The following is a 25956-nucleotide window of genomic DNA, read 5'->3' as shown; positions in this document are numbered from 1 at the left end:
TCCTCAGTTCCAGCGCTGGTTCGGGCCGCCGGCGCAGGACCACACGATCACGGGCTGGCCCGGCCGGGCATTGCCGCCTTCGATGTCCAGGCACTTGTTGGCAAAACGGCTGCGGATCTGGCCACGGCTCCAGTCCCATTTCTGGTTGGGCTGGTTGCGGCATTGCCAGGCAATCACCCGCGCACCATTGCGGGTGTTGCCATCGGCCACGTCCAGGCACAGGTCGCCCACGCGCATCTCGCCATCACGCGTCAACGTGAAACGCTGATTCTCACCGCCGCTGCAGTGGTAGACGATGAGCCCATTGCCTGGGCGAAGACCCCCGGATATATCCAGGCACAGGCCGTTCTGGCCCCGCACCTCCCGCCCGCCCCACGAGGGATAGCCCGGCTGCTGGCCTGGGTAGCGGTCATCGTTCCATTGCTCGTCGCGGTCACGCTCGCGGTCCTTGTCGCGCTTGTTCGCCAAAATGGCGGCGCCGGCAATGGCTGCCACGGCGGCACCGGCGATCCATGCGCCCGTGTTGTCGCTTCCGCCTTCCTGGCCCTGCGCGCCCTGGGGCAGGCCGGTCAGGATGCGGAAACGCCCGCCGCAGCCGTCCTTGACCCACATCTCCCGGCGGCCCAGGTCATAGCCCCAGTTCTGGTTGTAGCTGCAGTTGCCAGCCAAGGTCTCGACCAGTTGTACCTGCTGCGCATCGTCGGGCAGGCTGTAGGTCTGGTAGCGGCCATTGGACATGAGCTGCACCGTCTCTTCGCCTGCATGCGCAGGCAGAACCGGCAGGATGAAGCTGCTGGCCAGCAGGACGGAAATGCATTTCTTGATTTGCATGGGATTTCTCGGGCTGCGTTGATCTGAGGGGCGGCTACGCGCAGCAACCGGCCTTTTCTTTCAGGCCAAGAATGCAGCCACCGCCTCTTTCCAGGCTGTGGAGTTTAGCCAAGCAATTTGTAGGATTGCGCCAGATTCTGGCAAGGCTGGCTCAAATCATTGCCTGTTGAATCCCGCCACCCCCGCCCGAAACTGCCCACTCCCATACACCGCCGACACCAGATCCTCATCATCCAGCCGCTGCTCCACGACGATGCGCCTCAGGCTTTCCTTGACCGCTGACTGGGTGGTTGCCGACAAGGCCATGAGCTGCTCGGCCAGCGCCTGTGCCTGGGCTTGCAATTGATCTGCCGGCACCACCGCATGCACGAACCCGCAGGCCTCGGCCTGCTCGGCTGAGAGGTAGTCCGCCAGCAGCAGCATGCGCTTGACGCGCGGCACGCCCAGGCTGGCCATCAGGCGGGCGATGTTGCGTGACGACAGCGTGTTGGACAGCGTCTTGGCAATCGGCGCACCGAAGCGCGAGCCGGTGCTGCAGATGCGAAAGTCGCAGGCCGTGGCCAGGGCCAGGCCGCCGCCGACGGCCCAGCCGTCGATGACGGCGATGGTGGGCATGGCGATGCGCTCCACGGCGTCGATCACGCGCTCCACGAAGGCTTCATAGGCAATGCCTTGCTGGCCGTCATGGAAGTCCTTGAAGTAGGCGATGTCCGTGCCCGAGATGAAGGATTTGCCGCCCGCGCCGCGCAGCATCACGCAGCGGATGGCCGGGTCGGCCTGGCAGCGCTCCAGGGCCGTGAGCAGTGCCTCGTACATGGGCAGTGTCATGGCGTTGTGGCGTTCGGGGCGGTCGATGAGGATCTCGGCCGCGCCCCCGGCGTGAACGGTCAGTGCCACGGATTCATGCAGGGCCGTGCTCATGCGGCGGCCTTCAGTGCCTGGAGTTCGGCCATGATTTCTGCGTTGTGCTCGCCCAGCAGCGGCGGATGGCGGCGCACCTGCTGGGGCGTGCCGAGCATCTTGACGGGAAAGCCGATGTTCTTGACCTTGCCTTCGATGGGATGGTCGATCTCCATGCACATGCCGCGGTGCTGGCCGTGTTCACCCTCGAAGGCCTGCGGATAGGTGAGCAGCGGGCCTGCGGGAATGCCTGCCTCCAGCATGCGGTCCACCCAGTCGGCGCTGTCGTGGTGGGCAAATTCCGCTTCCAGTGCCTCTATCAATGCCTCCCGGTGCTTGAGGCGCAGCGCCACGGTGGCGTAGTCCGGATGTTCGACCAGGTCCGCGCGCTCGATCAGCGCGCACAGCCTGGCCCAGAGCTTCTGGTTGGTGGCGCCCATGACGAAGTAGCCATCGCGCGCCTTCACGGCCTGGTAGGGGGCGCTCATCTTGTTGCTGGTACCCAGCGGCGCGGGCGGCACGCCGGTGCCCCAGTATTCGGACATGTCCCAGATCGAGAAAGCCATGGCCGAGTCGAACAGCGAGGCGTCTATGTGCTGGCCCTGCCCTGTCTTCTGTGCTCCGATGTAGGCGGCCAGCAGTCCGTAGGTGGCGAACAGTGCGCAACCGATGTCGGCCACGGGCACGCCGGCCTTGACGGGTTTCTCTCCCTTGTAGCCGGTGACGCTCATCACGCCCGACATGGCCTGGGCCATGAGGTCGAACCCCGGCCGCTGGGCCCAGGGGCCGCTCTGGCCGAAGCCCGAGATGCTGACATAGACGATGCGCGGATTGATGCGGCGAATGCTTTCGTAGTCGATCTTCAGGCGCTGGACCACGCCTGGCCGGTAGTTCTCGACGATGACATCGGCTGTCGTGGCCAGCTGGTAGAAGGCCTCACGCCCCTCCTCGCTCTTGAGGTCCAGCGTCAGCGACCGCTTGTTGCGGTTCATGTTCAGAAAGCCCATGCTGTCCGGGCCCTTCATCTTGAAGCCCATGGCGCCGCGCGTCTGGTCGCCGGTGCCCGGAGGCTCGACCTTGATGACATCGGCGCCCAGGTCGGCCAGCAGCATGCAGGCAAATGGGCCGGCCATGACCTGGCTGACGTCGAGCACGCGGATGCCTTGCAGGGGCAGTTGCAGCGGGTTGGATTGGGGATTGCTCATGCCGGGTCCTCAGCTTTCTTCGGTCACTTTTGCGGCGCGAACGACGTCGCCCCACTTCTTGTATTCGGCAGCCATGAAGGCCGCGAACTTGTCCACGGAGCCGCCACCGTCCTCCACGCCGTATCCGTCTAAGCGGCTGACCACGTCGGGCATGGCCAGCACGCGGTTGATGTCGGCATTGATGCGCTGGGCCAGTTCCCTGGACATATCGCGCGGGCCGACGACGCCGTACCAGCTCGAGGCGTCAAAGCCCTTGAAGCCCTGCTCGTCCATGGTGGGCATGGCCGGGAATCCCTTGGCACGGTTCACGCGGGTCTGGGCGATGCCCAGCATTTTTCCGGCGCGCACCTGGGCAGTGGCGGCCGTCATGGTGTCGAAGCTGAAGTCGATCTGTCCTCCGATCAGGTCGGTCTGCATGGGGCCGGACCCTTTGTAGGGAACGTGGATGCTCTTGACACCTGCAGCCATGTTGAACATCTCGGCCGCAAGGTGCTGCACCGAACCTGTGCCCGAAGAGCCGAAGCTGACCTTGCCGGGGCTTTTGCGGCACAGCTCCACCACTTCCTGCACCGAGGCATGGCCGTTCCTGCTGCTGGTCACCAGGATGTGGGGCGTTGCGCCGATCAGGGCGATGGGCGCGTAGTCCTTGAGCGGGTCATAGGTGATGGATTTGAAGATCTGCGGCGAGATGGCGTGCGTGTTCACATGGGCCATCAGCAGGTTGATGCCTTCTGTGAAGCGGGTCTTGGCAAAGTATTCGGCCGCCAGCGAGCCTGTGGCGCCGGGCTTGTTCTCCACGATCACGGGCCGGCCCCAGATCTCGGACAGCTTCTGGCCCACGATGCGCGCGAACACGTCGGTGCCGCCGCCCGGCGCCCAGCCCACCAGGATCTTGACGGGCCCCTTGGGCAGGTCGGAGGCAGGGGGCGCGGCCCCTGCCCAGGGTGCGGCCAGCGCGGTGGCGCCGGCCGCGATGAAGTCGCGGCGTTTCATGTCTGTCTCCTGCACATCGTTGTTGTGCAGTCACTGTCGCCGGGCACCGATATCGCGGCAAGCCTGTGTGCCACATGCCTGGTTTCGCAATCTGCGAAACCAGAAGGGTCAGATCGCGCGTTCGCCCTGCAGCAGGGCGGCGACGACGTTGCGCAGCGCCTGTTCCTGGGCCTGGCCTTCGATGAAGGACAGCACGTAGCAGCGCTCGTGCCAGTCGCCTTCCAGGGTGGCCCAACCCAGGTCGGGCTCAGGGTGGAAGCTGCGCAGCACACCGGGTGGCATCAGCCCCACACCCAATCCTTCGCGCACCAGGGCCAGCATGGTGTCGAAGCCGCTGACGGCGAAATCGTTGCGAAACACCCTGCCCCGGCTGCGGTGGGCGCGTCGCAAAGCGGCCAGGATGGCCGAGCCCCGGCCCAGGCTGACGATGGGGCAGTCCAGCAACTGGTCCAGTACCACCGGCTCGACGGCAAAGCTGAAATGCCTGCGGCTGTAGACCAGCACCAGGCTGTCCTTGCGGTAGTCGGAGCGTGGCAGATCCACGAAGCCGCTGGTCTTCTCGAAGATGCCGATGTCGATGACCTTGTCGCGCAGCAGTTGCTGGACGATGCGGCTGTTCTCCTCCATCACCTGCAGCGTGATGTGGGGATAGCGCCGCTGGGTGATGGCGATGTCGGCGGCCAGGAACTGCAGGATGGCGGATTTGGGGGCGCCGATGATGATGCGGCCGTCGCGCCCGCGGCCCAGGGCCTGGGCGTCGGCTTCCAGCCGCTCCACCAGGTTGCCTATCTGGCGGATATGGGCCAGCAGCTTGAGGCCAGGCTCGGTGGCGCGCACTCCATGGGGCTGCCGCTTGAACAGCCTGGCGCCCAGTTGCTGCTCCAGGTCACTGAGCCGCCGCGAGGCCGCTGCCACCGCCAGTTGCAGCCTGTCGGCCGCGCGCGAAATGCTGCCCTCTTCGGCAATCGCAAGCACAAGCTGCACGGTGGTGGAGTCGATCTTCATCATGGCGGCAAGGCCCTCTTGCGCAGGCTGCGTCTGCTGAGGGCGCGATTGTGCCCCAGTGCCGCAACTGTGCTCAGGCCTGTGCGGGACACTCCAGCACGTCGCCGAGCCTGAAGCTCTCCAGGAACGGCAGGACATGCTCCTCGTTCATCGGGCGGGAGATCAGAAATCCCTGGACGTACGTGCACCCGAGCTGCTGCAGGTGCAGAAACTGCTCCGTGGTTTCCACGCCTTCCGCGACGACTTCAAGGCCCAATCTGCGGCTCAGTGCCAGCGTGGCCTCGACAATCGCGGCAGCCCCGGCGTCCTTGTCCATGGCCTGTATGAAGCTGCGATCGATCTTGATCAGGTTGAAGGGAAAGCGGTGCAGGTAGGAAAGACTGGCATGGCCGGAGCCAAAGTCATCGATGGCGAGATTCACGCCCAGTGCCTTCACTTGCCGCATGACGGACAGCACCTGCTCATCATCTTGAAGCAGGGCCGATTCCGTCACCTCAATGTAGCAGCGCTCGGGGTCCAGGCCGGCGCGGTCCAGATGTTCCTTCAACTGCACCGCCATGCCTGGATCGAGAAATTCAAAGGCCGGGCAGTTGATGGACACCGAGATATCGGACGGCCATCCGTTGGCAACCAGCAGCGGGGAGCGCTCCACCATTTGGTCGATGGGAAGCAGCAGGCCGCGCCGCTCTGCCATCGGAATGAAGACGCCTGGCGGGACAGACCCTCTGGCCGGGCTGTTCCAGCGCATCAGCGACTCGAACCCCGATATTTTTCCCGTGGCCACATGGCAGATCGGCTGGTACGCCATGAACAACTGGCTTGTTCCGATGGCGGACCGGAAATCCTGCTCCAGCAGCAGTTGCTCCTGCATGGGGCCATCGGCGGAAGGCTCGAATTTCACGAATCGCCCACGTCCCTGGGATCGCGCCCGCTCCATTGCCGCGCGCCCGTCGCGCAGCAGCTGATTCCAGTCCTCGTTGTTCTTGCAGACCGCCGTCCCTACGCAGACAGACAGCAAAATGCTGCGCTCACCCAGCATGTAGCGCTTTTCACCCAGTCGGATGGAGAGTGTTTCCGCCATGGAATCGGGGTTCCCTTCATATTGGGCGACACAGAATTCCTCGATGGCAAGGCGGGCGGCGACGTCATTCTGGCCAATACAGGAGCGCAATTGTTTTGACAGTTGCGAGATCAGTGGGTTGTCCATTCCAGGAATCAGCGTATCTGCCAGCACTTGCAAATGCTCAATACCGATGACATGGGTGGCAACAGGACGCCGCTGTGCTTGCGTTCTGCTCAGCAGTTGCTCAAATCCGGTTGAATTGAGCAATTCGGAAGCAGGGTCATGGACAAGATGGTGCCTCAGCTGTGAATGCACCTGCACCAGATCCCTTGCCTCAAAATAGGATCTTCTGCGCTCACGCATCCACAATTGCGCCAGTAATAAGAATGAAGCCAGGCTGATGGCCGCCCATGCCATGATGGTTTTTCCAAACCTCCACCATGGAGCCGCGAGTTTTGCCTTGGCGGCCAGCGTGGCATAGGCGAGATCCATGCCGCCTTGGCTGGAGTGGTGCATGGCGACGATCCAGCCGTGTCCAAAGCCATCGTCAGCGTCCAATATGCCCTCGCCTGCAGCCATCATTTTTGCAAGCCCGGAATCCATCCCGTCCAGAATGTGCGGATGCTCCTGGGGAATTCTGACCAGGTCTTTGCCGTTTGGCAGGCTGACCATGACCTGATGGCCATCCAGCAGCAGTGAACCGAATGCCTGGCGAATGGAATCCACGGCAATGAAGGCCACCACAATGCCAGTCAGCGCCCCACTGGAGTCACGTACCGGACGCCCCAGCACCAGGGACGGTATATCGAAGACCGGCGATTTGCTTGAATCCAGCAAGAAGAAGCCGCCAGGCTTTGTCTGCAGCGCTGCATTCCAGATGGGGCGCTCGGGGTTGTCGGGAGACAGCGGCAGCTTGCTGAAACGTGAGGAAATGGACCATTTCCCATGTCGATCAAGCACGCTCATGCTGATGACCCCGGGCAGCGCCGCCACCTCTTGGATCAAGGCATTGCGGATATCGGTGCTGGCATCAGGGTCTGCCGTGATTTCGCCTTGGCGGCCCGGTGCCAGCAAAAGTTGTTCTGTTCTATCTACCGCCAAAGAGGTGGCAAGAATGATCTTGTTGGTTTCAGCGGTAGAGGCAGACAGCGCATGCAGGAGATTCGACTTCTCTTCTTGGAGCGATGTCTCGTAGCTGGAGATCAGAGAAACGCCCGCAACGCCAATGATCACCAAACATGCGATGAAAATACAGGCATACCAGCGCCTGGGCTGCCAGCTTGGTGGTCTTCTCTCTGCATGCATCATTCAACGCTCATCTGGTCAAAATACCAGCGAACAGGCACCGTTCTCCTGGCAGGCAAGCCTGCCAGGAGAAACGCTTCCCCGTTGGCTGTGACGCACTGGTCTGAATTTCCGTCAGGACGCGGAAAGACTCAGCGGTCTCATGGATGAGGGGATTTTCCTCAAGACAGGGGCCTCCTTTTCCGCGGGGTCCAGCTTGAAAATGGAAACTGCCGAAACCAGGGCCTGCGCCTGCTGGCTGAGACTTCCGGCCGCCGCTGCCGACTCCTCCACCAGAGCGGCATTTTGCTGGGTGACCTGGTCCAGCTGGATGATCGCATCATTGATCTGATCGATGCCCTGGCTTTGCTCCCTGGTGGCCCCACTGATCTCTTCGATCATGCTGGATACCTTCTGTACCTGGGTGACGATATCTTCAATGCTGCTGCCCGCAGCCTGGGCAAGCTGGTGGCCATTGCCGACCTTGGAAACACTGTCCTCGATGAGAGACTTGATCTCTTTTGCGGCCTCTGCGCTTTTCACTGCAAGGCTGCGAACTTCGGCGGCAACCACCGCAAAACCACGGCCCTGCTCTCCGGCGCGGGCTGCTTCGACAGCAGCATTCAAAGCAAGAATATTGGTTTGAAAAGCGATTGAATCAATGACGTTGATGATGTCCTCGATTTTCTTGGAGGACGTGTTTATTTCATTCATCACGTCTACCATCTGCCGGGCCATGCCCCCGCCGTGCGCTGCGGCATCGCGCGCTGACTGGGCGAGCATGGTGGCAGTGATCGCCGCATCGGAATTGCTTTTCACCGTGCTGGCCAGTTCCTCCATGGAGGCGGCAGTCTCTTCAAGGTTGCTGGCCTGCTCTTCCGTTCGGCTCGACAGGTTGGCATTGCCTGCATCAATCTGCGTGGCGCCTGTGGCAATGCTGTCGCTGCTGCTGCGCACGGTGCCCACGACGCGTTGCAGCGATACCTGCATTTCCTGCATGGCCGTGATCACACTGCCAGGGCGTGCCCTGGACAGGTCGATCCGGGAGGTCAGGTCCCCTCTTGAGATGTTTTCCGCAATGTGCGCCACATCTGCTGGCTCTCCGCCCAGCTGGCGTGTGATGGAAATTGTGATGATCACGCCAATGGCCACCCCACAATCACGCCGGAGATGGTCAGGAGGGTGAGCATCAGCCGGATCTTTTCGTAGATTCTGTCGGTCTCGTCATTGAGCCAGCTGGCATTCTTCTTCTTGATATTGACAACCTCCGTCATCAGGCTGTCGATCTTGTCGGACTCCACCCGGAATCTGTTGATCAGATCAATCGATTCCCTGGATTCCGAAAGATGCTCTGACTTGATTCTTTCAATCGTCTGGAGCAGACCCTTTTCATAGATGACGAGGGTTTCATCAATGGACTTGAGCTTTTCCTTGCCATCGCCCTCGGCAAAAAGCCTCTTGCTGTTGTTCAGCGCCTCTTTCATCAGTTGCAGCCTTTGCAGCACGGCGTCCGTGTGCCGGTTTCTGCTTTCATCATCGTTTGCAAGCACGGCATTTCTGATGGCCCGGCCCGCCGCGATCAGCTGGACATTGGCCTCGGATATTTGTGACAGGCCCAGAAGTTCCTTCTCGTACATCTGCGTTGCGAGATCATTGATTTCCCCTGCCTTCAGTATTCCATTGATACCGATGAATGCACCAATGCATGAGACCACAAGAAAGCCCATGGTCAGTTTGGTGATCACTTTTGATTTTTTGAAGCTCAACATCTTGATTGCCGAATGAATAATTTTCAACTATGAAATATTTGCCCTGACACCGGGATTCTTCGGCCGTAGAAAATCGGGAACTTGAAAAAGAATAATCCACCTCTTCTAAAAAAGACGTGGATTATTCTTGAAAATGATGTATTGATGTTATAATTGCTCGATGCATCGATGCTCGATCAATAAAAATTGGCACTGGCGCCGCGAGGCGCCAGTGCCAATTTTTATTTTCAGGCCCTGCAACGGCAATTGCATTTTTCTTGGTCGGTAAAGAATGATTGCGGCGGAAACTTCAGGTGGCAATTATTCTTGTGCATATGCGAATGTTTCAAGACAGCCTATTGATATCGTCTTGTCAAAAGGCTGTTTGAAGGATAAGCAATGATTGTAACGTTGTGTTATGAAATCAATCCCTCCTTTGCTCGCATCTTGACTTTGCATTTTGCGCAAACATTGCCGCAATGCGCATAATTTTCAATGGATTCAAGTCCCCATCCCCAATCGATGGCCCAGAAAAACAAAAGCGGCCCCTTGGGGGCCGCTGGTTCCGGGGCAATGGCGACTCAGGCGCTGCGCAGGTTTTTGGCTGCGCCGGCCAGTGCGGTGATCCGCTGCCAGTCACCCTGCTCCAGCGCATCGGCAGGCACCAGCCAGGAGCCACCCACGCAGACCACGTTGGACAGCGCCAGGAAATGCGCCGCATTGTCCGCAGACACGCCGCCCGTGGGGCAGAACCGCACGTCGCCGAACGGGCCTTGCCAGGCCTTGAGCATGGCCGAGCCGCCCGCCTGTACGGCGGGGAAGAATTTCAGCTCGTTGAAGCCGTCGTCCTGCGCGGCCATGATTTCGCCGCTGGTGGCCACGCCGGGCAGCAGCGGCAGCTGCAGGGCCTGGCAGGCCTGGCCCAGTGCGCCGGTGTAGCCGGGGCTCACGGCAAAGCGCGCACCGGCGCTGGCGGCGGCACGGGCATCGGCGGCGCTGCGCACGGTGCCGGCACCCACGATGGCCTCGGGCACGGCACGTGCGATGGCTTCGATGCTGGCCAGGCCCTCGGGCGTGCGCAGCGTGACTTCCAGTACGCGGATGCCGCCCGCGACCAGGGCCTGGGCCATGGGCACGGCATGTGCGACGTTGTTCAGGACAATGACCGGGATGACCGGCGCGTCCTGCATGATGGCCAGTGCCGTCAGTCGTTGATCCATGTGCAAGCTCCCTCTTCTGCGCTGAGCGCGTGGCGCCGGAATCCGGCAAACAGTTCGCGGCCAAAACCCCGGCCGTTGGCCTGGCGCAGTGCCTGCGGCATGGTGGCCAGGGGCCGCTGCTGCCATTCGGTGTCGTCGACCAGCACGGCCAGGGTGCCGGCCACGGCGTCCAGGCGTACCAGGTCGCCGTCTTGCAGGCGCGCCAGCGGTCCGCCCACGCAGGCCTCGGGCGAGACATGGATGGCGGCGGGCACCTTGCCCGAGGCGCCGCTCATGCGGCCGTCCGTGACCAGGGCCACCTTGTAGCCCTTGCCCTGCAGCACGGCCAGCGGTGGGGTGAGCTTGTGCAGCTCGGGCATGCCGTTGGCGCGCGGACCCTGCCAGCGCACCACGCAGATGACATCGCGGTCCAGCTCGCCGGCCTTGAAGGCCTGCTGCAGTGCTTCCTGCGAGTCGAAGACGCGCGCGGGCGCCTCGACCACATGGCGGTCCTCGGGCACGGCGCTGACCTTGATCACGCTGCGCCCCAGGTTGCCGGACAGCAGCTTGAGCCCGCCCGTGGTGCTGAAAGGCGCATCGGCCGGGCGCAGCACGGACAGGTCGCCGGAGACTTCGGCCTCGTGCCAGACGAGATGGCCGTCGTCCACGGCGGGAATGCGCGCAAATTCCTGCAGGCCCTCGGGCCGCACGGTGAGCACATCGCCATGCATGAGGCCGGCCTTCAGCAGCTGGCCGATCACATAGCCCGGCCCGCCTGCCGCCTGGAACTGGTTCACGTCGGCGCTGCCGTTGGGATAGACGCGGGCCAGCAGCGGCACCACGCCCGAGAGTTCCGAAAAATCATTCCAGTCGATGACGATTCCTGCCGCACGCGCTACGGCCACCCAATGGATCAGGTGGTTGGTCGATCCGCCCGTGGCCAGCAGGGCCACCATGGCGTTGACGATGCAGCGCTCGTCCACCACATGGCCAATGGGCGCGAAGCGGCGGTTCTTGGTGATGGCCAGCGCGCTGCGCATGGCCTCGCGCGTGAGCAGTTCGCGTTCGCCTTCGGCCGGGTTGATGAAGGCCGTGCCCGGCACATGCAATCCCATGGCCTCCAGCAGCATCTGGTTGCTGTTGGCCGTGCCGTAGAAGGTGCAGGTGCCTTCGCCGTGGTAGGCCGCCGTTTCGGCGGCCAGCAGTTCCTTGCGGCCCACCAGGCCCTGCGCGGCCTGCTCGCGCACCTTGGCCTTGTCGCCATTGGACAGGCCCGAGGTCATGGGGCCGGCCGGCACGAACACCGTGGGCAGATGGCCGAAATGCAGGACGCCAATCAGCAGGCCCGGCACGATCTTGTCGCAAATGCCCAGCATCAGCGCGGCGTCGAACACGTCATGCGACAGCGCGATGGCCGTGCCCATGGCAATGGCGTCCCGGCTGAACAGGCTCAGTTCCATGCCGGGCGCGCCCTGGGTCACGCCGTCGCACATGGCCGGCACGCCGCCGGCGACCTGCGCCGTGGCGCCGAGCTTGCGCGCCTCGTCCTTGAGGATGTCGGGATAGCGTGCCAGCGGCGCATGGGCCGAGAGCACGTCGTTGTACGCGGTGACGATGGCGACGTTGGGCGCCTTCTCTTCCACGATGCGTATGCGGTCGCCGCCTGGAATGCCCGCAAAGGCATGGGCCACATTGGCGCAGCCCATGGACTGGGCGCCGGGCGGGCGCGCGGCCATGGCGTCCACCTGCTCCAGGTAGGCGGCGCGTGATTGGGCACTGCGCTCGCGAATGCGGCGCGTGACCTGCTCGACGATGGGGTGGATGGTGCTCATGCGGGGTTCCTGCGGATGCGCTGGTGCGCGTTTTCTCTCTGTCGCGTTGTCTTTATGGGAAATGTCGGCCGGGGCATCCCTCCCAGGTGCGTCCGGCCCTGTTCCGAAGCTTACTTCACTGCGCGCGCCTGCTTGACGGCGGCCTGCACCTCGTCCCACGTGCCCTGGCCCACGGTCTTGGCAATGCCGGCATTCACCGCGGCGAGCTTGTCGCGCATGCGGCTGGCTTCTGCGGCGGGCAGCTCGTTGACCTGCATGCCCTTGGCCTTGATGTCGGCCAGGGCCTTGGCGGCTTCCTCGCGCGTGTCCTTGCGTTCGAACTCGCGGCTCTTGACGGCGGCATCCTGCAGCACCTTCTTCTCGGCCGGGCTCAGCGTGTCCCACCACTTCTTGCTGACGGTGACGATCCAGGGGCTGTAGACGTGGTTGGACACCGTGAGGTACTTCTGCACTTCATAGAACTTGCTGGACAGCACGGTGTTGAAAGGGTTTTCCTGGCCATCGACGGCACGGGTCTCCAGCGCCGTGAACAGCTCGGAGAACGGCAGCGGCACGGCATTGGCGCCCAGGGCCTTGAAACTGTCCAGGAAGACGTTGTTCTGCATCACGCGCAGCTTCACGTCGGCCAGGTCTTCCATCTTGGCGATGGGGCGCTTGTTGTTGGTGAGGTTGCGGAAGCCGTTTTCCCAATAGACCAGGCCCACCATGCCCTTGGGCTCCAGCGTGGCCTTGACCTTCTCGCCCACGGGGCCGTCCAGCACGGCGTCGGCTTCCTTGACATTGCTGAACAGAAAGGGCGTGTCCCAGACGGCCATTTCGGGCGACAGGCCCACCAGGGTGGCGGTGGAGCCGACCATCATTTCCTGTGCGCCGCCGATCAGCGCCTGCTGCATCTGCGTGTCCGAGCCCAGCGAGGCATTGCCGATGGCACGCACTTTCATCTTGCCGCCCGTGGCCTTCTCGACCTCCTTGGCAAAGAAGCGCGCCGCGCGGCCCTGGTTGGACTCATCGACCAGGCCATAGCCGAAGCGCACGATGCGCGGCTTGAAGTCCTGGGCCATGGCCTGGCCCGTGGCGGCCAGCGTGGTGACGGCGGCCATCAGGCCGGCGAGTGCAAAGGGAATACGCATGTTCATCTCCTTGGGTTGTAGTGAGGGATCAATGCATCCAGCGCAGAGGGGCCAGGATGATTTGCGGAAAAATCACGAAAAGCACGGCAAGCAGCACATAGACCATCAGGAACGGGTTCGTGCCCTTGATCACGGTCTCCATGCGCAGCCGGCCCACGCCGGCGACCACGTTCTGCACCGTTCCCACGGGCGGCGTGATCAGGCCGATGCAGCCCACATAAATGAACATGAAGCCGAAGTAGATGGGATCGATGCCGGCCTTGACGGCCAGCGGCGCGCACACGGGGCCGAAGATCAGGATGGTTGGCGTCAGGTCCATGGCCGTGCCCACCACCAGCAGGAACAGCATCATCGTGGCCATGAACAGCACGGGACTGCCCAGCAGGCCCGAGAAGCTGTCGGCCAGCATGTTGGGCAGGTCGGCCAGGGTGATCATGTAGGCCGTCACCGTGGCGGCGCCGCACAGGAACATGACCACGGCCGTGGTCTTGGCGGCGGCCAGGAACACGGCGTAGAGCCGGGTCCATGTCATCTCGCGGTAGATCACCATGGACACGAACAGCGCGTAGACGGCTGCGACCACGGCCGCCTCGGTGGGCGTGAACACGCCGCCCTTGAGGCCGCCCAGGATGATGACCGGCATCATCATGGCCCAGAAGCTCTTGGCCAGTGCCTTCAGACGCGGGCCCCAGGCCATGCGCTCGCCGCGCGACAGGTCGTACTTGCGGGCGATGGACCACCAGGCAAATATCAGGAATACGCCCATGATCAGGCCCGGCACCACGCCCGACAGGAACAGCTTGCTGATCGAAGTGTTGGTCGTCACGCCGTAGATCACGAAGGGCATGGACGGCGGAATGATGGGCGCAATGATGCCGCCCGAGGCCAGCAGGCCCGCGCTGTAGCTGTCGGGATACTTCTGGTCGCGCATCATGGGCAGCAGGATGGTGGCCAGGGCGGCGGTATCGGCAATGGCCGAGCCGCTCATGGACGCCAGCAGCACTGCCGCGCCAATGGCCACATAGCCCAGGCCGCCACGGATATGGCCCACATAGGCACGTGCCAGGTCGATGATGCGGCGCGACAGGCCACCCGCGTTCATCAGCTCGCCGGCCAGGATGAAGAAGGGCACGGCCAGCAGCGGGAAGTTGTCGAAGCCGGCCTGCAGGTTCTGCGCAAGCAGCTGCGAGTCGAAGAAGTCCAGGTGCCACATCAGCGCCACGCCGGTCAGCACCAGCGCCTGGGCGATGGGCATGCCGATCACCATGCCGCCAATCAGCACGGCCAGAAAGATCAGGGTCACAACCATGGTGCGTACTCCTTACTCGACCGTCGTTTCGGCATGGTTTTCTGCCGGCGCGCCACGGCGCAGGTCGCGCAGCGTCACCACCAACAGGCCCACGGCCAGCACCAGGGTGGCCGCGGCGCCCAGGGCCAGCGGGTAGCCCAGCACCGTGCTGTAGCTGTTCAGCCCCGCCTCCACCTGGGCCCAGGAGCCCCACAGCAGCAGGCCCATGCAGACCAGGACCAGTGCCTGCGACACCCAGAACAACGCCTTGCGCGCGCCAGGCCCCACGCGGGATGTCACAAGGTCGAAGCCCAGGTGGCTGCCCTCGAAAGCGGCCACGATGGCGCCAATGGCCACCAGCCAGACGAAGAGCAGGCGCGAGATTTCCTCATAGGAAACGATGCTGGTATGGAACACATAGCGCAGCACCACGTTGATGAACACGGCAATGACCATGCCGGCCAGGGCCAGCACCATCAGCACCTCGGCAAAGTGCTGCAGGCGCGGCTTGGGCCGGACTGCGGTGGAATCGGATTGCATGGGGCTTGTCTCCTGGCGTTATGGGTTTTGGGAGAAGGTGTCGGCCTGCGCCGCGGGCAGGAGCTGCCAGCTTTGGGCGCGGTGCACGATGTCGGTCAGCGGCAGCGTGGCGTCCACGGACAGCACGGCGCATTCGCCATCAGGGCGTTCCAGCGTGGCGAACTGGTTGGCCACCAGCTCGGGCGAGAAGAAGTGGCCGGCGCGCTCCTGCACGCGCTGCAGCGCCGTGTCGTAGTTCAGGTCCAGGAACACGAAGCCCACGGCACCGGCCGGGCCGGCGGCACGCAGCCGGTCGCGGTACTTGCGCTTGAGGGCCGAGCAGGTCAGCACCACGCCCTGCCCCGGCATGGCCTGGGCCAGCAACTGAGCCAGGCGGTCCAGCCAGCCGCTGCGGTCGTCGTCGGTCAGGGGGATGCCGGCCTGCATCTTGCGGATGCTTTCCTCGGCATGGTGGGCATCGCCCTCGTGCAGGGTCCAGCCCAGGGCATCGGCCAGGGCCTGCCCCACGCTGGACTTTCCGCAGCCGGAAACGCCCATGACGACCAGCGCCCGTGGGCGGGTGTCTGCGGGGGCGGTCTCGGTGATTGTTGGGATAGCGCTATCCATGTTCTTGCAAAAATTGGCAGACCAGGGTCTGCCTTGGATTTCGTTGTGCTTCAGAGGCCTTCGTCCGGGTTTACACGCAGGAGCAAGGGCCTTCGAATGATTGGGATAGCGCTATCATAATCTTCAACCCTCCCGCCCCCGACCTAGGACAATCCCTTGGCCCGTCAGATTCCGCCTGCCTCCCCAGAATCGCCCTCCGCCGATGTTTCCGGCCCGGCCCTGCCCGCCACGGGCCGCGCCCGCTCCTCGCGGGCCAGCGGGCGCATCACGCTCAGCGATGTGGCACAGGCCGCTGGCGTCAGCCCCATGACGGTCTCGCGCGCCCTGCGCGGCGAGCGCCGCGTGGACCCGGCCCTGGTCGAGAAAATCCGCACGGCCGCCGCACAGATGGGCTACGTGCCCGACCCCGCCGCACGCGCCCTGGCCTCGCAGAAAAGCGCCCAGGTGCTGGTGCTGGTGCCCATGCTGTCCAACACGCTGTTCGTGGACCTGATCGAGGCGGTTCACAAGGTGCTGTTCTCTGCGGGCTACCACGCGCTGATCGGCGTGACCCACTACGACCGGGCGGAAGAAGAACAGCTGCTGCGCACCTACCTGCCCATGCGCCCGGCCGGCCTGCTGCTCACGGGTTTCGACCGCAGCCCCGCTGCGCGTGAACTGGTACAGGCCAGCAAGGTCCCCTGCGTGCACCTGATGGAACTGGGCGGCGAGCCTGGTGCGCCCAGCGTGGGCTTTTCGCAGGCCGAGGCCGGGGCCGCCATCACGCGGCACTTGATGGAGCGCGGACACAGGCGCATTGCCTTTTGCGCAGGCCAGCTCGATGCTCGCGTGATGCAGCGCGCCGCGGGCTACCGCCATGCCCTGCAGGCGGCGGGCCTGCATGACCCCGCCCTGGAACTGCTCTGGCCCCGCCCCACGTCGATGGCGCTGGGCGCCGAGCTGCTGGACGCGGCCCTGCGCCTGGACCCTGCCGTCGATGCCCTGTTCTTCTGCAACGACGACATCGCCCAGGGTGCGCTGCTGGAGGCTCTGCGCCGGGGGATACGCGTGCCCGAGCAGATCGCCATCGCAGGCTTCAACGACCTGCCCGGCAGCGACCAGATGGTGCCGCCGCTGACCACCATCCGCACGCCGCGCGGCCATATCGGCACCGAAGGTGCGCGCATGCTGCTGCAGCTGATGCGTGGCGAGGCCGTGGAGCCGCCCAGCGTGGATCTGGGCTACGAACTGGTGGTGCGGCAGAGCAGTTGAAGCGAAGAGGGCTTTGTGAGCCCTCCTCCGTGGCCATCAGCCCGGCAGCAGGCGGCGCAGGGTCTCGGCCAGATCCTCTGCCGCGAACTTGGCCACGTAGCCGTCCGCGCCAACGCTGCGCACATGGTCTTCGTTGGCCGATCCGGACAGCGAGGAATGGATGAGCACGGGAATGGAATGGAAGCGCGCGTCCTGCTTGATGTGGCGGGTGAGCGTGAAGCCGTCCATCTCGGGCATCTCCAGGTCGGTCAGCACCAGGGCGACCTTGTCGGCCACCGTCAGTCCCTCCGCCTGGGCGCTGTCGGCAATGGCGTTGAGGCGGTCCCAGGCCTCCTTGCCGGACTTGAGCATCTCATACGGTGCCTGCAGGACCTTGAGCTCCTTCTCGATCAGCGAGCGCGCCACGAAGGAATCATCGGCGGCCAGCACGATGGCGCCGGGCTTGAGCTTGAGCCTGGCACCCACTTTTTCCGGCGTGATTTCCTGGGCGTCGGTGGGAGACACCAATTGCAGGATGGCCTCCACATCCAGCACCTGGGCCAGGCGCGAGTTGTCGGTGTCGCCATCCAGGCGGGCGATGCTGGTGACCAGCTTGCCGCCGGTGCCGCTGGCTTCGGCCGACAGCACCTGCTTCCAATCCAGGCGCACGATGTCCTCGACGGACTCCACCGCGAATGCCTGGGTGGTGCGCGCATATTCGGTGACCAGCATGATGTTCAGGCCGGTCTGGGGCTTGCAGCCCATGATGGCGGGAAGATTCAGCACCGGGATCACCTGCCCGCGCAGGTTTGCCACACCCAGCGAATGGGCCGTGCCCCCGCGATGGGCGTGATATGCGGCATGGCCACGATTTCGCGGACCTTGAACACATTGATCCCGAACAGCTCGGACTGGCCCAGGCCGGAGTCGCTGCCCAGCCGGAACAGCAGCAGCTCGAACTTGTTGTTGCTGGTGAGGTTGGTGCGCTCGTCGATCTCTCTTTGAGCTGCCTTGGAATTGAGGTTCATGCCGGTCCTGGAGAGTGACACATATTTTTACAAATTCTAAAGCGAGCGCCTCGGATTTAGCAAAAATTTATTGCACCTGAGTCGGAACAGCAACGCCGGGCGGCCGGCGACATGCTTCATGCATGCCACCGCCCCGCCCCGCGGCGCAGGAATCACTCGAATTCCAGGATCACATCGTCCACGGCCAGCGAATCGCCCTTGCTGGCGCTGATCTTGCCGACCACGCCGTCCTGCGAGGCGAACAGGATGTTCTCCATCTTCATCGCCTCGATCACTGCCAGCTTCTCGCCCGCCTGCACCTTCTGGCCCGGCTGCACGGCCACGTCCACCAGCAGGCCCGGCATGGGCGACAGCAGGAACCTGGACAGGTCCGGCGGCGCCTTGTAGGGCATGAGGCGGTGCAGTTCGCCGCCGCGCGGCGAGAGCACCAGGGCGTCGATCTGCGTGCCGTTGTGGATGACGCGCAGGGCCAGCGGGTTCCTGGCCGTGCCGCGCTCGACCTGGGCCGTGAAGGGCTTGCCGTTGCAGCTGCCCTGCACGCACATGGCACGCATGGGGGTTTCGCTGCGGAAGGTGTAGGGCTTGCCATCCACCGTGACGGTGCTGGCGCGGCTTTCGGCATCGAAGTCCGAGACCTGCACGGCGCGGTACTGGTGCTGGCCTTCGGCGCCCAGCACGACCACGCAGTAGTCGGCCGAGACCTTGAGCTCGTGCCCCCGCATCTGGCCGCTGATGGTGGCGGCGCGCGCGCGGTAGCGGCGGTTCATGTGGCCGGCCAGGGCGACCAGGAAGTCCGGGTCGCCGTGGGGCACGTCCTCGGCGTGGAAGCCGTGGGAGTAGTGCTCGGCGATGAAGCCGGTGTTGAAGTCGCCGCTCTTGAACTTGGGATGGGCCAGCAGCGCGGCCTGGAACGGGATGTTGGAGCTGATGCCCCGGATCACGAAGGCATTGAGCGCCTCGCGCATCTTGGCGATGGCGTCGTTGCGGTCGCTGCCGTGCACGATGAGCTTGGCGATCATCGAGTCGTAGAACATCGGAATTTCGCCGCCCTCATAGACGCCCGTATCCACGCGCACGCCGTGCAGGTGGCCGGTGTCGGCCTGCCACATGGTCTGCTCGGGCGGCGCAAAGCGCACCAGGCGGCCCGTGGAGGGCAGGAAGTTGCGGAACGGGTCCTCGGCGTTGATGCGGCACTCGATGGCCCAGCCATTGCGCTTGACGTCTTCCTGCGCGATGGCCAGCTTCTCGCCAGCGGCCACGCGGATCATCTGCTCGACCAGGTCCAGGCCGGTGATGCACTCGGTCACCGGGTGCTCCACCTGCAGGCGGGTGTTCATTTCCAGGAAGTAGAAATCCTGGTCCTTGCCGACCACGAATTCCACCGTGCCCGCGCTCTGGTAGCCCACGGCCTTGGCCAGGGCCACGGCCTGCTCGCCCATGGCGCGGCGCGTGGCGTCGCTGATGAAGGGTGACGGCGCCTCTTCGATCACCTTCTGGTGCCGGCGCTGGATGGAGCATTCGCGCTCGTTCAGGTAGATCACGTTGCCGTGGCCGTCGCCCAGCACCTGGATCTCGATGTGGCGCGGCTCCTGCACGAATTTCTCGATGAAGATGCGGTCGTCGCCAAAGCTGTTGCGTGCCTCGTTCTGGCAGCTGGCAAAGCCCTCGAAGGCTTCCTTGTCGTTGTAGGCCACGCGCAGGCCCTTGCCGCCGCCGCCGGCGCTGGCCTTGATCATCACAGGGTAGCCAATGCCCTTGGCGATTTCCACGGCGGCCTCGGGGCCGGCAATGGGGTCGTTGTAGCCGGGGATGGTGCTCACGCCCGCCTTGTCGGCCAGCTTCTTGGAGGCGATCTTGTCGCCCATGGCCGCAATGGCCGCGTGCTTGGGGCCGATGAAGGTGATGCCCTCTTCCTCCACGCGCCGGGCGAAGGCCTCGTTCTCGGACAGGAAGCCGTAGCCCGGGTGCACGGCCTGGGCGCCGGTCTGCTTGCACGCGGCAATGATGCGGTCGGCCTGCAGGTAGGACTCGCGGCTGGGCGCGGCGCCGATGTGCACGGCCTCGTCGGCCAGCTTGACGTGGCGTGCCTCGCGGTCCGCATCGGAGTACACCGCCACGGTCTGTATGCCCATCTTGCGGGCGGTGGCGATGACGCGGCAGGCAATCTCGCCGCGGTTGGCAATCAGGATCTTCTTGAACATCTTCTTAGCCCATTCTTGGAACTAAATCATGGGAACCGGAGCTGTCGTCAGCTTCGCTGTCCCTGTTTTGCGCTTCGCCAGCACTGTCAGTAACCGGCGCGACCAAAGCGAGGGACACCGAGGAAGGGCCGCCCCGCACCGAGGGTGTCGTCCCCCTCCCTCGCGAAGCGAGTTAGAGAGGGGGAAGCGGCGTAGCCGCTCAGGGGGTGCTTCACAAGGGGATGTTTCCATGCTTGCGCCACGGATTTTCCAGCTGCTTGTTCTTGAGCATCTGCAGCGAGCGGCAGATGCGCTTGCGCGTCTCATGCGGCTGGATCACATCGTCGATGAAGCCGCGCGCTCCTGCCACGAAGGGGTTGGCGAAGCGGGCCTTGTACTCCGCCTCGCGCGCGGCCAGCTTGGCAGGGTCGTTCTTGTCCTCGCGGAAGATGATCTCCACGGCGCCCTTGGCGCCCATCACGGCGATCTCGGCATGGGGCCAGGCCAGGTTGACGTCGCCACGCAGGTGCTTGGAGGCCATCACGTCATAGGCGCCGCCGTAGGCCTTGCGCGTGATGACGGTGATTTTCGGCACCGTGGCCTCGGCGTAGGCGTACAGCAGCTTGGCGCCGTGCTTGATGATGCCGCCGTACTCCTGGCTGGTGCCGGGCATGAAGCCGGGCACGTCCACGAAGGTGACCACGGGGATGTTGAAGGCATCGCAGAAACGCACGAAGCGCGCGGCCTTGATGGAGCTCTTGATGTCCAGGCAGCCGGCCAGCACCAGGGGCTGGTTGGCGACGATGCCCACGGTCTGGCCGTCCATGCGCGCAAAGCCGGTGATGATGTTCCTGGCGTAGTCGGGCTGCAGCTCGAAGAAGTCGCCGTCGTCCACGGTCTTGAGGATCAGCTCCTTCATGTCGTAGGGCTTGTTGGCGTTGTCGGGCACCAGGGTGTCCAGCGACTTGTCGGCGCGGTCCACGGGGTCCGAGGTGTAGCGCACGGGCGCCTTCTCGCGGTTGTTCAGCGGCAGGTAGTTGTAGAGGCGGCGCAGCATCATCAGCGCCTCCACGTCGTTGTCGAAGGCCATATCGGCCACGCCGCTGCGCGTGGTGTGGGTGATGGCGCCGCCCAGCTCCTCGGCCGTGACCTCCTCGTGCGTCACGGTCTTCACCACTTCGGGGCCGGTGACGAACATGTAGCTGCTGTCCTTGACCATGAAGATGAAGTCCGTCATGGCCGGCGAATACACGGCGCCGCCCGCGCAGGGGCCCATGATCATGGAGATCTGCGGCACCACGCCGCTGGCCAGCACGTTCTTCTGGAACACGTCGGCATAGCCGCCCAGGGAGGCCACGCCTTCCTGGATGCGGGCGCCGCCCGAGTCGTTGAGGCCGATCACGGGGGCGCCGACCTTCATGGCCTGGTCCATGATCTTGCAGATCTTCTCGGCATGGGTCTCGGACAGCGCACCGCCGAAGACGGTGAAGTCCTGGCTGAAGACGAAGACCAGGCGGCCGTTGATCATGCCGTAGCCGGTGACCACGCCGTCGCCGGGGATCTTGCTGTTTTCCATGCCGAAGTCGGTGCAGCGGTGCTCGACGAACATGTCCCATTCCTCGAAGGTGCCGTCGTCCAGCAGCAGCTCGATGCGCTCTCGCGCCGTGAGCTTGCCCTTCTTGTGCTGTGCGTCTATGCGCTTTTGGCCGCCACCCAGGCGGGCCTGTTCGCGCTTTGTCTCCAGTTGATCCAGGATGTCTTGCATGCTGCGATTCCTCTAACGTCTAACGGTACGGGTTGCTGGTGTTGTCTTGTCTGCGGTCACTGCGGCGCTGCGGCGGGTGCTGCCGCTGGAGCCGGCGCCGTTGCGGGCCCGGCCTGCGCCTGCAGCAGATTTCTGGCGGCCGTGCTGGCCGCGATCCGCCCTGCTGCCACGTCGGCCTGCAGTTGGGGCAGCAGCGCCCGCACCTGCGGATGCTGCCGGAAGGCCTGCTTGAGGCCGGAGTCGATGCGCTCCCACATCCAGGACAGGGCCTGGCGTTCGCGGCGCAGCGCCAGGCGGCCGTTGGCATGCTGCAGGCGGCGGAATTCCTCCACCGCGCTCCAGAAGCCGTCAACGCCCTCTTGCTTGAGCGCGCTGATGGTGATGACCCTGGGCTGCCACAGGCGCTCGTCGTGGTGGGCGTGCTCGGGATTGCCGTGCATGCCCAGCAGGCGCAGGCTGGAGGTGATCTGGGCCTGGGCGCGCGTGGCGGCATGGGGATCGATGTCGGCTTTGTTGATGACGACCAGGTCGGCCAGCTCCATCACGCCCTTCTTGATGGCCTGCAGGTCATCGCCCGCATTGGGCAGTTGCAGCAGGCAGAACATGTCGCACATGCCCTGCACGGCGATCTCGCTCTGGCCCACGCCCACGGTCTCGACGATGACCACATCGTAGCCAGCCGCCTCGCAGACCAGCATGGCCTCGCGGGTTTTCTCGGCCACGCCGCCCAGGGTGCCGCTGCTGGGGCTGGGGCGGATGTAGGCGTCCAGGTGAACGGACAACTGCTCCATGCGCGTCTTGTCGCCCAGGATGGAGCCGCCCGACACGGTGGATGAGGGGTCGATGGCCAGCACCGCCACCCGCAGGCCGCGTGCGATGAGGAACAGGCCCAGCGTTTCGATGAAGGTGCTCTTGCCCACGCCCGGCACGCCGCTGATGCCCAGGCGGAAAGACCCGCCCGTATGCGGCAGCAGGGCCGTGAGCAGCACATCGGCCGCCGCACGGTGGTCGGTGCGCGTGGATTCCAGCAGGGTGATGGCCTTGGCCATGGCCCGGCGCTGAACGGCGGGGTTGCCGTTCAGGATGCCGTCTTGCATTTGCTCGGGAGTCACTGCGGCGGGCTCAGAGGCTGTTGGCCTGGCGGATCTGTTCGAGCACATCCTTGGCGCTGGCCGGTATGGGTGTGCCCGGGCCGTAGACGCCCTTGACGCCGGCGTTGTAGAGGAAGTCGTAGTCCTGCGCAGGAATCACGCCGCCCACGAAGACGATGATGTCGTCCGCGCCCTGGCGACGCAGCTCCTCGATGATGGCCGGCACCAGGGTCTTGTGACCGGCCGCCAGCGTGGACACGCCCACGGCGTGCACGTCGTTCTCGATGGCCTGGCGCGCGCATTCCTCGGGCGTCTGGAACAGCGGGCCCATGTCCACGTCGAAGCCCAGGTCGGCAAAGGCCGTGGCCACCACCTTGGCGCCGCGGTCATGGCCGTCCTGGCCGAGCTTGGCGATCATCACGCGCGGGCGTCGGCCCAGCTGCTCGGACGATGCATCGATCTCGCCCTTGAGCTTTTCCCAGCCCTCGGCCGAGTCGTAGGCTGCTGCATACACGCCGGTCACCTTTTGCGTATCGGCGCGGTGGCGCCCGAAAACCTTCTCCAGCGCATCCGAGACCTCGCCCACCGTGGCACGCAGGCGCACGGCCTGGATGGCCAAGTCCAACAGGTTGCCCTCGCCGCTTTCGGCGGCCTGGGTCAGCGCCTGCAGGGCGGCCTCGACCTTGGCTGCATCGCGGCTGGCCTTGATCTGGTTCAGGCGTGCGATCTGGCTGTCGCGCACCTTGACGTTGTCCACCTCGAGGATGTCGATGGCGTCTTCCTTGGCCAGCTTGTACTTGTTGACGCCGACGATGACATCCTTGCCCGAGTCGATGCGCGCCTGCTTCTCGGCGGCGGCGGCCTCGATCTTGAGCTTGGCCCAGCCCGAGTCCACGGCGGCCGTCATGCCGCCCATGGCCTCGACCTCCTCGATGATCTTCCAGGCGGCGTCGGCCATGTCCTGGGTCAGCTTCTCCATCATGTAGCTGCCGGCCCAGGGGTCGATCACATTGGTGATGTGGGTCTCTTCCTGGATGATCAGCTGCGTGTTGCGCGCAATGCGGGCCGAGAACTCGGTGGGCAGCGCAATGGCTTCGTCAAAGCTGTTGGTGTGCAGGCTCTGCGTGCCGCCGAACACGGCGGCCATGGCCTCGATGGTGGTGCGCACCACGTTGTTGTAGGGGTCCTGCTCGGTCAGCGACCAGCCCGAAGTCTGGCAGTGCGTACGCAGCATCAGGCTCTTGGCCTTCTTGGCGCCGAAGCCCTTCATGATGCGGCACCACAGCAGGCGGGCCGCGCGCATCTTGGCGATTTCCAGGTAGAAATTCATGCCGATGGCCCAGAAGAAGGACAGCCGGCCCGCGAAATCGTCCACATCCATGCCCTTGGCCGTGGCGGTCTTGACGTACTCCTTGCCGTCGGCCAGCGTGAAGGCCAGTTCCAGCGCCTGGTTGGCGCCCGCCTCCTGCATGTGGTAGCCCGAGATCGAGATCGAGTTGAACTTGGGCATGTTCCTGCTCGTGTACTCGATGATGTCGCCGATGATGCGCATCGACGGCTGGGGCGGGTAGATATAAGTGTTGCGGACCATGAACTCCTTGAGGATGTCGTTCTGTATGGTCCCCGACAACTGGTCCTGGGCCACGCCCTGCTCCTCGGCCGCCACCACGTAGCCGGCCAGCACGGGCAGCACCGCGCCGTTCATGGTCATGGACACGCTGATCTTGTCCAGCGGAATCTGGTCGAACAGCACCTTCATGTCCTCGACCGAATCGATGGCGACGCCGGCCTTGCCCACATCGCCCGTCACACGCGGATGGTCGCTGTCGTAGCCCCGGTGCGTGGCCAGGTCGAAGGCCACCGACACGCCCTGCCCGCCGGCGGCCAGCGCCTTGCGGTAGAAGGCGTTGGACTCCTCGGCCGTGGAAAAGCCCGCGTACTGGCGAATGGTCCAGGGCCGGCCCGCGTACATGGTGGCCTGCGGGCCGCGGATGTAGGGCTCGAAGCCTGGCAGGCTATCCGTATGGGGCAGGTTGGCCGTGTCTGCCGCCGTGTACAGCGGCTTGACGTCGATGCCGTCGGGCGTGGTCCAGTGCAGTGCCTGGATGTCGCCCCCGGGAGCGGCCTTGGCGGCCGCCTGGGCCCATTTCTGCAGGTCGGCAGTTGCGAATTCCTGGCCGTTCTGCGCTGTCGGATGTTCTTGTCTCATGTTCTCAGGCTCGTGAATGACAGGTGCCCTTGAGGGCATGCCCCAGAGCTGCCGCAGTTTACATCATTCATAATTATTCATTCAAAATATCTTTGCCGATACAATCCGGGCCACATGTCGACAAACACCCTCACTCCCCGCGCTCTCTACGAACAGGTTGCAGAGAAGCTGCGCCTGCGCATCTTCGAGCACGAGCTGGCGCCCGGTGACTGGATCGACGAACTGAAGATTGCCGAGGAATACGGCATCAGCCGCACCCCGCTGCGCGAGGCCCTGAAGGTGCTGGCCGCCGAGGGCCTGGTCACCATGAAGGTGCGCCGTGGCGCCTATGTGACCGAGGTGTCGTCCAAGGACATTGCCGATGTCTATCACCTGCTGAGCCTGCTGGAATCCGATGCCGTTCAGGTGGTGGCCGAATCGGGCAGCGACGAAGAGCTTGCCGCCCTGCAGCAGACCCACGAGGAACTCAAGGCGCAGACGCGCGATGCAGACCGCTTCTTCGAACTCAACGAGAGCTTTCACATGCAGCTGCTGCAGATTGCCGACAACCGCTGGCGCAACCAGCTGGTGGCCGATCTGCGCAAGGTGATGAAGCTCAACCGCCACAAGTCGCTGTTCAAGCAGGGCCGCATCGAGGATTCGCTGGCCGAGCACGAGACCGTCATGCAGGCCCTGCTGCGCCGCGATGGCGCTGCAGCGGCCCAGGCCATGCGTCAGCATTTTCAGAACGGCCTGGCTGCGGCGTCCTGAAGCCTGCCGTTCGGCGCTCTTGCACAGCCGGCACCCTCTGGCGCGGCCATGACGCGCAGGCGGCCGCCCCGTCTGGAAT

20 protein-coding genes and 1 pseudogene are annotated in these 25956 nt (G+C 64.3%); 2 read left to right on the top strand and 19 right to left on the bottom strand.

What is annotated here, in order from left to right:
- Window positions 1–3 precede the first annotated feature (3 nt).
- The 14 genes from CLV01_RS17885 to CLV01_RS17825 all read right to left on the bottom strand — a co-directional run bounded on the left by CLV01_RS17885 (window position 4) and on the right by CLV01_RS17825 (window position 15624).
- The gene (locus CLV01_RS17885; protein ID WP_034393555.1) at window positions 4–831 is read right to left on the bottom strand and encodes a lectin; all 828 of its coding nucleotides are present in this window, start codon (window positions 829–831) and stop codon (window positions 4–6) included.
- A gap of 156 nt (window positions 832–987) precedes the next feature.
- A complete protein-coding gene (locus CLV01_RS17880; protein WP_099733631.1) occupies window positions 988–1752 on the bottom strand; it encodes an enoyl-CoA hydratase in 765 nt (254 codons plus the stop codon).
- Entirely contained in the window at window positions 1749–2936 is a 1188-nt protein-coding gene (locus tag CLV01_RS17875; RefSeq protein ID WP_043821980.1) for a CaiB/BaiF CoA transferase family protein, read from the bottom strand. The genes CLV01_RS17880 and CLV01_RS17875 overlap by 4 nt, the downstream gene beginning before the upstream one ends.
- Window positions 2937–2945: 9 nt before the next feature.
- Window positions 2946–3929 carry a Bug family tripartite tricarboxylate transporter substrate binding protein gene (locus tag CLV01_RS17870; RefSeq protein WP_099733632.1) on the bottom strand — a complete coding sequence of 328 codons (984 nt, stop codon included), beginning with the start codon at window positions 3927–3929 and terminating at the stop codon, window positions 2946–2948.
- Between the two features lie 108 nt (window positions 3930–4037).
- On the bottom strand, window positions 4038–4937 hold the full coding sequence (locus tag CLV01_RS17865; protein ID WP_099733633.1) for a LysR family transcriptional regulator: 900 nt from the start codon (window positions 4935–4937) through the stop codon (window positions 4038–4040).
- A 70-nt stretch (window positions 4938–5007) separates the two neighbouring features.
- Complete coding sequence (locus CLV01_RS17860) at window positions 5008–7305, bottom strand: putative bifunctional diguanylate cyclase/phosphodiesterase (RefSeq protein ID WP_099733634.1); 2298 nt, start codon at window positions 7303–7305, stop codon at window positions 5008–5010.
- A 111-nt stretch (window positions 7306–7416) separates the two neighbouring features.
- Window positions 7417–8421, bottom strand: a complete 1005-nt coding sequence (locus tag CLV01_RS29670) for a methyl-accepting chemotaxis protein (protein WP_257221370.1) — start codon at window positions 8419–8421, stop codon at window positions 7417–7419.
- Window positions 8418–9026 carry an MCP four helix bundle domain-containing protein gene (locus tag CLV01_RS29665; protein ID WP_257221369.1) on the bottom strand — a complete coding sequence of 203 codons (609 nt, stop codon included), beginning with the start codon at window positions 9024–9026 and terminating at the stop codon, window positions 8418–8420. The genes CLV01_RS29670 and CLV01_RS29665 overlap by 4 nt, the downstream gene beginning before the upstream one ends.
- A gap of 584 nt (window positions 9027–9610) precedes the next feature.
- Entirely contained in the window at window positions 9611–10249 is a 639-nt protein-coding gene (gene eda, locus CLV01_RS17850; protein WP_099733636.1) for a bifunctional 4-hydroxy-2-oxoglutarate aldolase/2-dehydro-3-deoxy-phosphogluconate aldolase, read from the bottom strand.
- Complete coding sequence (gene edd / locus CLV01_RS17845) at window positions 10234–12060, bottom strand: phosphogluconate dehydratase (protein ID WP_099733637.1); 1827 nt, start codon at window positions 12058–12060, stop codon at window positions 10234–10236. The genes eda and edd overlap by 16 nt, the downstream gene beginning before the upstream one ends.
- A gap of 110 nt (window positions 12061–12170) precedes the next feature.
- Window positions 12171–13190, bottom strand: coding sequence for a TRAP transporter substrate-binding protein (locus CLV01_RS17840; RefSeq protein WP_012205590.1), 1020 nt, complete (start codon window positions 13188–13190; stop codon window positions 12171–12173).
- Between the two features lie 28 nt (window positions 13191–13218).
- Window positions 13219–14499, bottom strand: coding sequence for a TRAP transporter large permease (locus CLV01_RS17835; protein ID WP_013802434.1), 1281 nt, complete (start codon window positions 14497–14499; stop codon window positions 13219–13221).
- A 12-nt stretch (window positions 14500–14511) separates the two neighbouring features.
- Window positions 14512–15018: a TRAP transporter small permease gene (locus CLV01_RS17830; RefSeq protein WP_099733638.1), complete on the bottom strand. Its 507-nt coding sequence runs from the start codon at window positions 15016–15018 to the stop codon at window positions 14512–14514.
- Window positions 15019–15036: 18 nt separating this feature from the next.
- Complete coding sequence (locus tag CLV01_RS17825) at window positions 15037–15624, bottom strand: gluconokinase (RefSeq protein ID WP_257221368.1); 588 nt, start codon at window positions 15622–15624, stop codon at window positions 15037–15039.
- A 156-nt stretch (window positions 15625–15780) separates the two neighbouring features.
- Here CLV01_RS17825 and CLV01_RS17820 point away from each other — a divergent pair, with 156 nt between their 5' ends.
- On the top strand, window positions 15781–16875 hold the full coding sequence (locus tag CLV01_RS17820) for a LacI family DNA-binding transcriptional regulator (protein ID WP_012205586.1): 1095 nt from the start codon (window positions 15781–15783) through the stop codon (window positions 16873–16875).
- Window positions 16876–16911: 36 nt separating this feature from the next.
- On the opposite strand, the pseudogene CLV01_RS17815 reads toward CLV01_RS17820, so the two are convergent.
- The 5 genes and pseudogenes from CLV01_RS17815 to scpA all read right to left on the bottom strand — a co-directional run bounded on the left by CLV01_RS17815 (window position 16912) and on the right by scpA (window position 25127).
- Window positions 16912–17882, bottom strand: a pseudogene (locus CLV01_RS17815) (chemotaxis protein).
- A 152-nt stretch (window positions 17883–18034) separates the two neighbouring features.
- Window positions 18035–20083, bottom strand: coding sequence for an acetyl-CoA carboxylase biotin carboxylase subunit (gene accC / locus CLV01_RS17810; RefSeq protein WP_063326165.1), 2049 nt, complete (start codon window positions 20081–20083; stop codon window positions 18035–18037).
- A 211-nt stretch (window positions 20084–20294) separates the two neighbouring features.
- Window positions 20295–21827 (bottom strand): acyl-CoA carboxylase subunit beta, encoded by a 1533-nt coding sequence (locus tag CLV01_RS17805; protein WP_012205581.1) that lies wholly within the window; start codon window positions 21825–21827, stop codon window positions 20295–20297.
- A 56-nt stretch (window positions 21828–21883) separates the two neighbouring features.
- Window positions 21884–22924, bottom strand: coding sequence for a methylmalonyl Co-A mutase-associated GTPase MeaB (gene meaB / locus CLV01_RS17800; RefSeq protein WP_099733640.1), 1041 nt, complete (start codon window positions 22922–22924; stop codon window positions 21884–21886).
- Between the two features lie 25 nt (window positions 22925–22949).
- The gene (gene scpA / locus CLV01_RS17795) at window positions 22950–25127 is read right to left on the bottom strand and encodes a methylmalonyl-CoA mutase (protein WP_099733641.1); all 2178 of its coding nucleotides are present in this window, start codon (window positions 25125–25127) and stop codon (window positions 22950–22952) included.
- 114 nt (window positions 25128–25241) lie between these two features.
- On the opposite strand from scpA, the gene CLV01_RS17790 reads away from it, so the two are divergent.
- The gene (locus CLV01_RS17790) at window positions 25242–25877 is read left to right on the top strand and encodes a GntR family transcriptional regulator (RefSeq protein WP_012205578.1); all 636 of its coding nucleotides are present in this window, start codon (window positions 25242–25244) and stop codon (window positions 25875–25877) included.
- Window positions 25878–25956: the final 79 nt, after the last annotated feature.

This window comes from Delftia sp. 60 (assembly GCF_002754395.1).
GTDB lineage: Bacteria > Pseudomonadota > Gammaproteobacteria > Burkholderiales > Burkholderiaceae_C > Comamonas > Comamonas acidovorans.
The sequence above is the reverse complement of the archived record's forward strand: the minus strand, read 5'-3'. Positions and strand labels throughout refer to the sequence as shown.